Source organism: Pseudomonas sp. SBT1-2 (assembly GCF_028640875.1).
GTDB lineage: Bacteria > Pseudomonadota > Gammaproteobacteria > Pseudomonadales > Pseudomonadaceae > Aquipseudomonas > Aquipseudomonas chlororaphis_I.
This window is the reverse complement of sequence record NZ_JAQZAA010000045.1, coordinates 86,747-99,960: the sequence shown is the minus strand read 5'-3', so window position 1 is coordinate 99,960 and position 13,214 is coordinate 86,747. Positions and strand designations below refer to the sequence as shown.

Genomic DNA, 13,214 nt, shown 5'->3' with positions numbered 1-13,214 from the left:
CGATGGGGTGGCCGGCGCGCTGCAACTCAGCGTCGGAAACTCCTGTGGCCGTCGCTGCGGCAGGCTCAACTGCACGGTGAACTTGAACACCGCGCCCTGCCCCGGCTTGCTGTGCACCCAGATGTCGCCCTGCATCATCTGCACGATTTTCTTCGAGATGGTCAGCCCCAGGCCGCTGCCGCCGTAACGCCGGCTGATGGACAGGTCGGCCTGGACAAAGGCATTGAACAGCCGCGCCTGCTGCTCCTCGCTGATACCCACCCCGGTGTCGGTGACGCTGAAGCACAGCAGCGCCTTGTCGTTCCACTGGCGCACCAGGCACACGCCGATGCACACATGGCCGGCCTCGGTGAACTTGATCGAGTTGTCCACCAGGTTGGTCAGCACCTGGGCCAGGCGCAGCGGATCGCCGACATAGCTGCGCGGCAACATGGCGGGAATGTCCAGGCGCAGTTGCAGCGCCTGTTCTTCCGCGCGCTGGCGCACCAGCAGCAACACATCGTCCACCAGCTCCCGCAGGTCGAAGCAGACCTGCTCCATGCTCAGCTTGCCGGCTTCGATCTTCGACAGGTCGAGCACGCCATTGATCGTACCCACCAGGTTCCTCGCCGCACGGTCGATCTTCTCGATGTAGTCGCGTTGCGCCTGTTCCAGGGGCATGTCCTGCACCAGGTGGGCCATGCCAATGATCGCGTTCAGCGGCGTGCGGATCTCATGGGACATGCTGTCGAGAAATTCCGACTTGGCCTGGGTCGCCAGCTCGGCGTCGCGCCGCGATTGCTGGATCTGCGCTTCCACCGCCTTGCGCTCGCTGATGTCGAAGATCACCCCGTCCAGGTACTGCGGCACCCCGTCCACGACAATGGTCTGGCCCTTGTCGTAGACCCAGCGCACCTCCTGAGTGGCGGTGATGATCCGGTATTCGAGCATGTAGCTGGCGCTGCTCAGGCAGCCTGCGAAAATCTCCAGGTCATCGGGGTGGACCCGGTCGCGATAGCTGTGCCCGGCGAGGAAATGCGCCGCCGGAAAACCGCTCAGGCCCTCGATGGCATCGCTGACGAAGACCATGGTCCGCGCGGCGTCCGGCAGGCTGCGAAACACCACCCCGGGAATGTTGGCGATCATCGACTGCAGCTTGGTCTGGCTGTCGACGATCGATTGCTGCACCTCGACCGCCTGCGTGATGTCCTGCAGCACGCCGGTGACCCGCGTCGGCGCGCCCTGGGCATCGCGCTGCATGACCCGGCCGATGTCCAGCACCCACAACCAGCGCCCGCTTTTGCTGCGCATGCGGTACTCGGCGCGGTACTCCTCGACCTCATTGTCCAGGTGCGCCCTGAGCCTGGCCATGACCGGCTCGTGGTCCTGCGGATGGACCAGGCAGGCCCAGCGGTCCAGGCCATTGCCAAAGGTCTGGTCCAGTTCCTCCTTGCTGTAGCCGAGGATCCGCAGCCAGACATCGTTGTTGATGACGATCCCCAGGCTGACGTTCCAGTCCCACAAGCCCAGCGCCCCGCTTTGCAGGGCCATGTCCAGGCGTCGCTCGCTTTGCTCGATCCGCGCCACGTCGGCCTTGTGCCGCCGGGCATCGGCCAGGCGTCGCAGGCCGCCCCACAGCAACAGCAGGAACACCACGGCGCTCAGGCCCTTGATCAGCAGCACCTGCTCGGCCGGCAGCACCGCATCCAGGTCGCCCAGGGTGACCAGGCTCCAGGGACCGCTGGGGTCGTTCCAGTCGAAGTCGGCCCGGGACAGGCTGTAGCGCCGGCCGTCCAGCTTGACCTGCGGCTGATGGGTATCGAAGGGCAAGCGTTCGGGAACGCCGTGGGCGAACGGGTAGTCGCCGAACTGGCGGCGGATCTCGCCGCTGAAGTCGCGCAGCGACCAGGCGCGGTCGGCCTTGAGCAGAAACTCCGGATTGCTGGCGGCCAGCACCACGCCGCTGGGCGACAGGATCATTTTCAGGTCGTCGCCATACTGCTTGTTCAGGTTGGTATCGAGCATCTTGCCGTCGAAACGCGCCACCAGTACCCCGATCACCTTGTCCTGGCGCGTGCGCGACTCGTAGACCGGGACCGCCATGTAGAACATGCGGGTGCCGGTGGTGACGCTGATCGCACCATAGACGCTGCTGCCGCCGTTGAGCGCCACCTTGAAGTAGGGCCGGAAGGCCACGTTCAGCCCCAGCGGCGCCTGGCCCTGGTGATCATGGGCCGCCACCACCACCCCGTCGCGATTGAGGACAAAGGCATGATTGGCGCCCACCACCATGGACAGCGTCTTCAACGGGATCGCCGCCTGCTCCATCAATTGCGCGGAGGGCTCGCGCTCCAGGATCACCCGTTTCAGCGAGGGGTTGTGGCGCCCCAGGATCGACAGCGCGCCAATGGCAAAACCGTCGGACTTCCACTGCTGCAGATCCGCCGCGTACTCCTGGGTCTGCATCTCGATACTGGCCTGGTAGACGTCCTCGACCTGCAGGCGGTAGTAGTTGCCCAGCGCCACCGCGGCACCGACCGCGATCACCACGCCCAGGGCGTAACAACACCGTCTGTGGCTGTCGAAGAAGTTCGTTAACCTGTGCAACACCTCGCCCCTTTACCTGATGAATCCGTACCTGCCGCCCTGACAAACAGCCTCAACGCGCCGCCAGCCGGCGTGGAAACTCCGGCGGCAGGAAATCGCGGTCGGGATCGTAGTCGGCCTTGAGGTAATCACAAAGCGCCTTGAGGTCCTGGGGCGACAAGGTTCCCACCGACTGCTTGAGCCGCAGGGTGTCGAGAATGTAGTCATAGCGGCTGTCGTTGTACTGGCGCACCGCGTTGTAGAGCTGGCGCTGGGCCTCCAGCACATCGACGATATTGCGGGTGCCGACCTGGAAGCCCAACTGCGAGGCCAGCACCGCGCCCTGGTTGGAAATGATCGACTGGCGCCGCGCCTTGACCTGGTCGACCCCACTGTTGAGGCCGCGATGCAGGTTGCGGGTCTGCTCCACCACCTGGCGCCGCAGGTTGTCGTTGAGGTATTCGCGCTGATTCATCCGCTGGTGGGCCTCGCGCACCTGGGAAGAGGTCTGGCCGCCACTGAACAGCGGAATGTTCAACTGCAGGCCGATGGAGCGCTGCTCGACATTGCCGCCGTAGCCACTGCCGCGGATATCGCTGTTGCCGTACCCCAGGTTGTCGTTGTCGCCGGTCTGGTAACGCAGCACCGCGTCCAGGGTCGGCGCGTGCCCGGCCTTGCGCGCACTGAGGGTCTGCTGCGTCGCGTCCAGGGCTTGCTGGCTGGCCAGCAGGGTCAGGTTCTGCCGCACCGCGGTGTCGACCCAGCGCCGGGCATCGTTGGGTTCCGGCAACACTATCGGCATGTCATGCCGCACGCCCTGGATCGCGGCGTATTGCTGGTGCGTCAGGGTGTCCAGGGCCTCGAAGGCATCGTCGGTGCGCTTCTGCGCGACGATCCGGTTGGCCCGCGCGGTGTCATGCCCGGCCTCGGCCTGGAGCACATCGGTACGGTCCGACAGGCCCAGCTGCAAGCCCTTCTCGGCCAGTTCCAGCTGGCGCTTGAGCGCGGCTTCTTCAGCCTTGGCCGCCGCCAGGGCGTCCTGGGCCTTGAGCAGGCCGAAATAGGCCTGGGCGCTGTCGAGCATCAGTTTCTGTTCGGCCGCCGCCAGCTCCAGCTGGGCCTGCTGGTCCTCGGCTTCGGCGGCCTTGAGGCTGAACCAGCGATCGGCGCGGAAGATCGGCTGGTTCAGCACCGCCTGGTAGCTGGTGCCACTGCGCCGGGTGTCCTGCTTTGGCTGTTGCAGGGAGGTGCTGGTGCCGTTCAGCTCGGCACTGGCCGACAGCGTGGGCAGCAGCCCGGCCCGCGCCTGGGGCACCGCCTCGGCCCGCGCGGCCTGGTCGGCACGGGCCGCCGCCAGCTCGCTGTTGTTCTGCTGGGCATCCAGGTACACCCGCCAGAGGTCGCTGGGCATGGCCTGGCGCGGGTGTTCGGCCGCCTGCGCCAGGGAGGCGACCGGCAACGTGGCAAGCAACAGAGGGACAAGCAACCAGCCGGCAAGGGCTCGCTGCCGCGAAATCATGGGTTTGATCATGGTTTGCTGTTCTACATAAAGAAGTGATTCGGCCGGAGACAGGAGAGGCTTTGCGCCCCTCCTGTGCTTGCTCCTGCGTGGTCAGGTCAGTGAAGGCACCAGCACCGCCTGGGCGGCCTGACGGTTTTGCGGCACCTGTTCACGAGCGCCGCCGGTGTCGGCGAAGGCCGCCATGGCCCCGCTCAACTTGGCCAGGCTGGGCCCCTCGGCCTGCGTCACCGAGGCGATGTCGTTCGCCGTCGGCACGCTCTGGCGCTCGCGCGAGGACAGCTCGAACAAAGCATCCCTGGTCGAGCCCGCCTGGGCAAAACCCTTCACCAGATGATCGACACTGATCACCGATGAGTCGCCTTGCAGCTCGATCTGCAGATGCCGATGCGCCGAGGCCTGGCTACCCAACACCTGGCGCAGCACCAGGGCCGTGCCGGTGCCGGCGTCGGTCAGCAGCACGTTCTCGCCCTGACGGCTGACGAGGATGTTCTTGCCATCGGCCACCGGCAGGATCAGGCGGTCGAGGGCCTGGCCCGGGTCATCGTTGTCGATCACCACCGTGCGGTAGTGCGCCCACATCGCCGGGCTGAAGCGGTAGGTGTCGTTGGCACCGCCGCCATGCAGCACCACGCTGTCGACCCCGGCGATCAACGGCGGCGCCAGTTCGTCCTGACGACCGCCGCCGCCCCCACCCTGCAGCAGCAGCGAGGAGCCGATACGCTCGACATTGCCGTAGTGCCCGAGCTTCTGCGCAGCCCCCTGCTTGACCTTGTACAGCGCCTGCTCCGTCGGGCTGTAGACGTAGGCCGAGCGCTGCGATTCGGCGGCCACCCCGATAAAGCGCAGGTCGCTCGCGGCGGGAATGCCGGTGCTGGCGAACATCTGCCCGCTGGCGACATCGAACCAGCCCTGGCTGTCGGCGCCTTGCAAGGTCAACACGCCTTTGGCTCCCCACTGCCCTGTCACTTTGGCCAGCGCCTGGGGCAGATTACCCAGGTGTTGCTGCTGCCAGCCCTTGTCGACCGCCACCAGCTGCACATCGCCGCTGTTGGTGCGCAGCAGGATTTCGCCCTGCGCCGTCGTCAACCGCAGCCCGGCATCCACCTGGACCGCCGAGCGCAGCTGCACCTGGGGCATCAGCAGCGTGGCGGCGGGCAATTGCGCCGAGGCCTCAAGCACCTCGTCGCCGCCGAACGCGGTCGCCAACGCCTCGGACGTCATCGGTGCCTGGAGGTAGAGCTTGCCGCTCTCGGGCTCGAACAGCCGCGCGCTGGAGCTGGCGCTGTCGAAGCCGAGAAACTGCAGCGGCTTGCCTTGCAACGAGGACGCCGCCACGATCACCTGGCCGTTGTGGTACCACACCGGCAGCGCACTCTTGCCATCGGCGGCCTTGGCCCCGAATACCGCCAGGGTGGCGTTGCTGCCGTTGACACTGGCCAGGTCCTTCCACCAGGTGCCGTGTTTCTTGAGCCAATGCTCGTTGACCGCTTCATAGCTCAGGCGCCCGGTCGCCTCGATCCGCGCGACACGCCCGTCCTCGGTCACGGCCACCAGATGGCCGTTGAGTTCGAGCACATTGGCCAGGGTCGGCGTGGCCAGGCGCAAGGCGCTCGGCTGGCTACCGTCGAGGACTTTCTGCCCCGGCCCTTCCTGGCGGAACAGCACCTTCTCCTTCTGGCTGTAGAAGAAAAACACTTCCTGGCCGGCGGGCTGCGGCATGCTGCCGGCGAACACCAGGTCCGCCGGAATCGGCCAGGCGCTCTGGGGTTTGCCCTGGGCATCCAGCGGCGGCTGCTGGCCCGCCGGGGGTGCCAGGTTCGGCTTGATCACCGTGCCGTCGCTGGTGCGCACCCAGTAGCGGTGCGCCACTTTGGCGTTATCCAGACCAAACACCGTCACCAGCGCCGCGGCGCTCGGCTCCATCATCGGCGCGCCCAGGCTGTACACCGGGGTGGCGCGCTGCGTGGCCTGGCTCTGGTAGCCCTGGAGCAGGGCCTTGAGCGCATCGCCATGCTGGCCGGTGCGTGCCGACAGTTGCAGCAATGCGTCATCGCCGACCACCCCGACCAGTTCCATCCGGTCACCGATGATGCGGAAGTTCAGCTCGGCCTCGCGCTCCTTGAGCTGATAACGACGGGCCAGGTAGACCGCATCGCCCTCTTGCCAGAACCGGCTGATCCGGCCCGCGCTCTGGTTGAACGACGGGGCGAACTGCGCGTCGACCTTGCCGGTGGCGATCTCGACCCGCCATGCCGCGGAATTCTCGGCGTCGACGAAGTAGGCGTGCTCGCCGATGACCGCCCCCAACTGGGCGTTCCTGGCCTGCTCCACCTGGGTGTCGGTGAACAGCATGCGCTCCTTGGCGACGTCGTAGAACGCCCGGCCGACATTGCGCCCCTCGTGGCTGTAGTTATCGACGACCACATACTGACCGTGCAGCTGATGGGCCTTGGCCAGCTCGCTCAGGTGCTGTTCGATACGCTGGCCAGGCAGCTGCCATTTGCTCGCGTCTTCCTCCACCACCCGGGCGCTCATGCCGGCGAAATCGACTTCGCGCACCTCGCCCTTGGCGTTGACCACCAGCACCTGGCCGTTGCTCGCCGGGTCGAGCTTGACCACCACGCCGCCGACCACCAACTGGCCCTTCGACACGCTGATGCTCTCGCTCGCCAGCTGGCTGCTGTCGATGATCCAACGCGACGGCGTGCCTGCCTCGCTGGACAGATCGACCCGGGTGCCTTCATTGAGGCCGACCAGATAGCGCCCGCCCGCACCCTTGATCTGGTAGTTCAGATAGCCGTACAGCTCCTTGGGCAGTTCGGGTATCACCAGTTGCCGGTCGCGCGAATCGAGCAGCACCTCGATCGGGGTGTCGACATACTCCTGGCGAATCCGCCGGATCGTCTCCTCGCTCGGGAAGATGTAGAAGTCGTAGTCGAAGCGCCGGTCTTCCTCGAGCCTGCGGATCACGTCGAAACCGGTGTCATGCCGGGTGGTGGACCCAGGCAGGATCATGTACTCGTAGCTGATGTAGGACTTGGGCGTGCCCGGCAGGATCACCGCCGTGCTGTCGCCATGCTCGAGCGTGCGCGTGGCGTCCTTGTAGCCGATGCCGCTGCGCACCTCGATCGCCTGGCCACGGTCGTGGATCATCCGCGGGAAATCCCCGGCCCAGAAGAAGTAGTTGATCGCCCCGGAACCGGTGGAGCCGTGGTGGGTGCGGTAAATGTACTGGCTGTCGAAACCGATCTGGTTGTTGCGCAGGTCCAGGCGCTTGACCACCGCGCCGGCCAGCGGCACCAGCACTTTCTTGTCCGCGTCGTAGCGGTAGCCGTTGCCTTTGTAGGCCTTGTCGACCGTATCGAAATAGCGTCCGACCGCCTTGGCGTCTTCGGCCACCGCGCCAAAGGCCTGGGCCAGCGCGGTGAAGCCCACCGCCAGGCCGCCGAGGATCACCCCCGCGCCGCCGAGCACCGCGGCCGCCGTCGAGGCACCGAGCAGCCCGGCGCCGACCCCGGCCGCGCCGGTGACGAAGCTGGCCGAATCGAACGCCAGCTGGGTGCCGAACACTGCCTTCTGCACATCGTTCTCGGCATGGGCCAGCTCATAGGCATCCAGGCCGACCATGGCCCCGCCAAACAGCACGCCCGCGCCTTCGTTGACGGTGTGGCCCAGGGTCGAGGCAAAGTCCTTGAGCGAGGTCTCGGCAGCCATGGCTTCGCCGCGCAACGCGGTCTGCACCAGTTCGGTGACCTTGACCACATCCTGCAAAGTGCCATGGCCAATCTGCGCCAGGCCCAGGTAGCTGTGGATCTTCAGCGCGGTGGCCAGGTCCGGCGAGACCGTGCCCTGGGCCGTGTCCTTGCGGTTCTTGTCGGCAAACCACTGGATCAGCGTCTGTACCGCAAAGCCGGCGTTCAGGCCGTCCACCGGCGATGCTTCGCTAACGCCGGCACGGGGCCGTATCTGGCCATGCTCCAGGGTGAAGTGCTCGTTGAACACCCGCATGTGCTCATCGACGAAACGCCGGAACTCGACAAAGGTGCCGTCGTCGGTGGCCAGCCAGCGGGTCTGCTCGGGTTGGTCACGGTTGATGAACTGGACCCGATAGCCGCCCTCCTTCTGCTCCTCGATGTTGGCAATGATCGGTATCCATTGGCTGCCCAACTGATGTTCCCGGGCCAGCCGGGTGCTGGCGACTTCGAAGCGCGCGCCCCACTGCTCGGCGTCGAAGGTGGTCAACGCCGCCCCCAGGCGCAGGTCTTCGCTGACCCGCTGCTGGGCGTCCACCGCCTGCTCCACCTGGCGACGCTGGCCGATGACTCCGGCCAGTTCCTCGGGCCGCGACAGATCGGCCACATTCAACCCGTTGCCCACCGGCACCTCGGCCATCTTGCCGGTGTCGATCTCGATCAGGTTGAAGGCCGGCAGCGACTTGGTGCCGAACGAGCCATAGTGCGCGGCCAGGTTGCGCGTCACCAGGTGCTGTTGCATGGCCTTGGCCAAGCCCTTGGTGGAGTCGAAGGCGAAGATCCCCACGTTCGGGTCATAGAAGTAGTAGCGACGGCCCTCGGCGGTCTGTGTGCTGCCCACCATCATCGAGTGGTTCTGGGTGTTGAGGGCAAACATCGAGGTGCCGGTGCTGGCGGCCAGCCGCGACACCACCTCGGACAACTTGACCTGCCCCAGCTCCCTGGAAGCCTGGACCGCTTCGACATTGGAATGCAGGCGGATCAGGCTGTTCTTGAGCAGCGTCGAGCTGCCCGCCTGAGGGTCGGCGGAGGCCAGGAACAGCTTCTGCACCAGGCTGTTGACGCCCGCCTCGCCGCCACTGGCCAGGGCCACGGCCATCGCCCGGACCAGGGGGTAGCAACGGCCGCCGGAACGGTCGCCCACCAGCGACAGGTAGAAGTCCTGCGGCGCCAGCTGGCCGAAGACACTGCCGGCGTTGTGGAAGTCTTCACTGAACACCGCGGTCTGGCGCAGCACCTTGTCGATGTACTCGGCCTGGGCGGTTTCCGTGATGCGCCCGCTCAGGGCACCCCGCTCACGAGGGCTGAGCGTACCCTCGAGAAACAGCCGCTTCATCTCCAGGGCCGACATCCTGTCGTCCACCCCGGGGATCTTGATCTCGCGAAAATCGCGCAAGCCATCGCTGAACGCCGTGCCGCGCGCGCCGCGCTGATAGGCTTCGGCAATCGCATAACGCTCGCCAACGCTGCTGGCGCGCTCCTCGCCTGCGCCCTGGATCGCCGTATCGTCGGTGCGCACCACCGCGGCGCTGCCCTCCTTGGCCTTGATCTGCTGCCAGAGCCAGGTCTTTTCCACCGAGCCGGCTTCGCGCAACACCGGGTCGTACTGCGCCCGGTAGTAGTCCTGGGTGAGGTTGAGCTGCTTGATCTGCTGGTCGATCAGGCCCTTGTCGCTGGCCCCGCGCCGGTCTTGCTGGAGTTGGTAGCGCTGGTCGGCCAGCTGTTGGATATCGGCATTGACCTTGGCCTGGACCGCTTCGCGCAGCTGGTTCCAACTGGCGATCGCCGGATGCTCGGGAGAAAAGGCGCCCTCGCTGTAGACGCCGTCGGCCACGCCTTCGACCGACACGCCGAACTGGGCCGCGACTTTCTTCAGGTTCTGGTGCACCTGCTCGCGGTAGGCGGCGAACCCGGCCCGGTTGCGTTCCACCACCTGCGGGTCGGCGGTCTGGATCGCCAGGGGCTGGACGCCGTCGCGCAGCTTCGGCCAGACCATCTGGCCTTCGCGCTGGTACTCCTGGCGCTGGAACACCAGCTGCCACTGGCCATCGACGTACTGCATGTAGGCCGCGGCCAGGCCCTCGGCGGTGCCGGCGACCTGATAGTCCTTGTAGTCCACCGCCATCACCACGTTGTCGTACAGCAGCGAGCTGTTGACCCGACCGTCGTGGTAGACCCGGAAGGTGTTGGCATCCAGGCTGGTCACCACCAGCGAGCAGCCCGACAAGGTCCCGGTGAACAGGAAGCTGCCGGCGGCCGCGTGCTTGGGAATGTCCACATAGGCCGGCGCGGCATTGGCCTGGTTCGGGCCGTTGTAGCCGAGGAAATACGCCGGCACGCTGTCGACGCCGCTGCCGGCAATGTCATTGGCGCTGTGCTCGGTGTATTCGAGCTCGTACAGGTTCGGCGCGACCTTGACCAATTGCACGTTGCCCTGGGCCGGCAAGCGTCCCGACTTGACCAGGGCCTCGGCGCTCAGGGTGTGGGTCTTGGCGAACTGCACGGGGTCGGCGGCGAACTGCCGGATGTCGGCGCTGCCCTGGCGCGGTTCGAACCCGGCTCCCAGCGGGGCCAGCCCGGTCTTGAGCTGCTGGTCCTTCGCCGCCTGCCCCAGCAGCGCGGGCAGCGGGCCAACGCTGGTGAAGCGCGGCGGATGGAACTCCTCGGCCGCCGGCACGCCTTGGTTGACGATCGGCAGCACGCGGGCCATCACCCCGTCGTACAGCTCGCCGTGCAACGCCTCCCTGCTGCCTTCGGCACGGTAGCGGTCGAACATCTGCAGCAGGTCCTGGCCGATACTGCCCGGCCCCTGGGGCTCATAACGGGCGGCGACGTACAGGGTCTCGAAGAACGAGTGATAGCCGTTGCGGATCATGAAGGCCGCGTTGGCCATCTGGAACTGCCAGTACTGCTTGACGCTCAGGGCGCCACCGAACAACTCCGGCAAGGCATTGCTGACGGTCTGGGTGGTCCCGGAAATGCCGCCCACGAATGGCGTGTCCAGGTCGTTCATGTAGCGGGTGGCGGCATTGCCCGGGTCGGGACGGAACTGGCTGTAGCTGCGGTACTTGTCGTCGGCGATCAGGAACGAGGTATCGGCCTGGGCCTGCTCCGGGTGGGTATTGAGGATCAGGTAGGGGTCGGGCTGATTCAGCCGGTTGTTGATCATGACCTTGTCGGCGCCACTCTGCGGCGCCAGCGCGGCATGGGCATTGACCGGCACCGCAGCCTTGGAAAAGCTGTCGGCCACCGGGCGCAGGGCATGGAACAGCGCCTGCTTGCGCAGGCTGCGGCCCTGGTCGCTCGACAGCAGCGCCTCGACAGTCGGGCGCAGTTTGCCATCGGCCGGCTCCAGCCCTTCGGGGCCGCGCAACAACAGGGTCAGCAGCTTGCTGTCCAGGGAGCGCTCGACCGCCACCTGGTCGAACACATGCACTTTCGGATTATCCGGATGCTGCGCCGCGTTGGCCGCCGCGACCCGTTGGTTTTCCGCATCGATCGCCTGCACCCGCCATGGCTCGTACAGCGGCGCCAGCAGCAACTTGGCCTGGGCAATGTCGCTTTGCACATAACCGCCTTGCAGGACCTTGGCCAGCGCCTGGTTCTGTACCAGCTTGTCGGCCAGGCCGAACAGCAGCGCGTCGTTGTCGCGGCTCTGCCAGACCGACGCGGCGAAGGCCTGTTCCCACAGCACCTTGTTCAGGTTGTTGCCCTTGATATCGCGCAGGCTGGCGCGGCTGTGTTCCGGCATCAGCACCCCGGCCGGGGTGATGTGGTTGCGCTCGAGCAAGCGGGTCAGTTGCTGCACGAAGGTCGCGCGCTCGCTGCTGCCTTCGAACAGGCGGCTGGCCTTGATGCCACCGTCGCGCAGTTGTTCCAGCTTGTCGAAAAACGCCGCGTTGTATTGATACAGGGCGTCGGTCTGCGCCTTGCTCAGGTGGCTGCTGCTGACCTTGTCGCCGTCGACGGTCATCAGCGCAAACGGCGTCGCAGCGCGGTAATCGCCGCCCTGAGGCATTTCCAGCAGGTACTGGCGCTCGGCAAAGCCCACCGAGCGTTCGAGCTCGTGGATATTGACGAAGACCCCGTCACGGTCGGGGTGGTAGCTGTTCTGGCGAAAACCTTCGAGGCCGATGGTCTGGAAGCTGGCGATGTCGGCGTTCTGGTTGATCAGCTCGCTCAAGGCGCCGGCCAGGGGCACTTCGCGGGTGACGGTGGTGTTGGGCGACTGGCCGGAAACCTGGACGCCGACCTGGTTCGGCACCTTGCGATCAACGCTGGTCAACAGCAGCTTGTGGCCGTTGCCCAGCACCTGGGCCTTGAAGCCTTCGCGCAAGGAGCTTTCCGACACCAGGTGATTGGCGAAGTACTGCTCGACAAAGGACGTCTTGACCAGCACCGAGCGGATCGGCGCGTAGGTCGGCGAGCGGAAGGACGGCGGCTCGTTCTTCAGCCGGTACTGTTGCTGCCAGGCCAGGGAGCGGGCCGCGGTGCCGAAGGAGAAGTTCAGCACCCCGTCGGTGGGCACCACCAGCCTGCCGTTCTCCAGGAAGAAGTCCTTGAAGCGCCCGTCGGTGCTGGCATTGACCAGCGCCACGTTCATGCGGATGTAGCCGGGGCGCTCTTCCATCATCAGCAGGGAAATGTTCACCGGCAGATCGTCGGAGGCCCGGGGCGCCTTGGCCAGCGCGCCGAGGCTCGCGGCTTGCTGCTCGGGCGCGGCCTTGAGCAGGGTGTTGTAGCGGGCGCTGACTTCCTTGTAGGCCTGCAGTTCGGAGAACAGCGTCACGTAGGCCTGGCTGAAGGTGGAGTCGGCCACCTGAATGGTCAGCTGCTGCTCCAGGCGCTTGATCCGCCCCTTGAGCTTGTCCTGCTTGGCCAGGGCATCGGCCTTCAGGCCCTTGATTTCCAGCTGCTTGGCGCCACCGGGGCTGAGCATGCCCAGGGCCTTGTTCCAGGTGCTGTCATAGTGGCTGATCGCCGTCTGCTGGCGGCTGTACAGCAGGATGTCGCGATCCAGTTGCAGCTTGTAGGCGCTGGTCGCCGGGGTGTCGGGGATGGCGTTCATCTGCTGGCGGCGTTGCTGCAGCATCTGCAACTGGTCGCCGACCGAGACCGGGTTGTCCTGCATCTGATAGTGCTGGGCGGCCAGCACGCTCAGGGTGCTCTGCTGCATTTCCAGCAGGCGGTCGCCGACCTGGGCGATGTACTCGGCGCGCTCCTCGGCGCTCATGTTGAACCATTCGGTTTGCCGGCCTGCCGCCTTGACCTGTTGATCGATCAGGGTATTGAGCAGGCGCGTGAAGTCCTTGGACATGGAAGCCATTGCAGTGATCCTTTGTCTGTTTTGAGCGAAGCCCTTCGCGCCGCGAAAG

3 protein-coding genes are annotated in these 13,214 nt (G+C 66.0%); all 3 read right to left on the bottom strand.

Going from position 1 to position 13,214, the window contains the following annotated elements:
- A partial coding sequence (locus PVZ78_RS04615) for a PAS domain-containing protein (RefSeq protein WP_273828290.1) occupies positions 1 to 2,526 on the bottom strand: 2,526 nt, incomplete at its 3' end.
- Between the two features lie 112 nt (positions 2,527 to 2,638).
- Positions 2,639 to 4,096, bottom strand: a complete 1,458-nt coding sequence (locus tag PVZ78_RS04610) for a TolC family outer membrane protein (protein WP_273828284.1) — start codon at positions 4,094 to 4,096, stop codon at positions 2,639 to 2,641.
- Positions 4,097 to 4,177: 81 nt separating this feature from the next.
- Positions 4,178 to 13,165 carry a TcdA/TcdB pore-forming domain-containing protein gene (locus PVZ78_RS04605; RefSeq protein ID WP_273828283.1) on the bottom strand — a complete coding sequence of 2,996 codons (8,988 nt, stop codon included), beginning with the start codon at positions 13,163 to 13,165 and terminating at the stop codon, positions 4,178 to 4,180.
- Positions 13,166 to 13,214 lie beyond the last annotated feature (49 nt).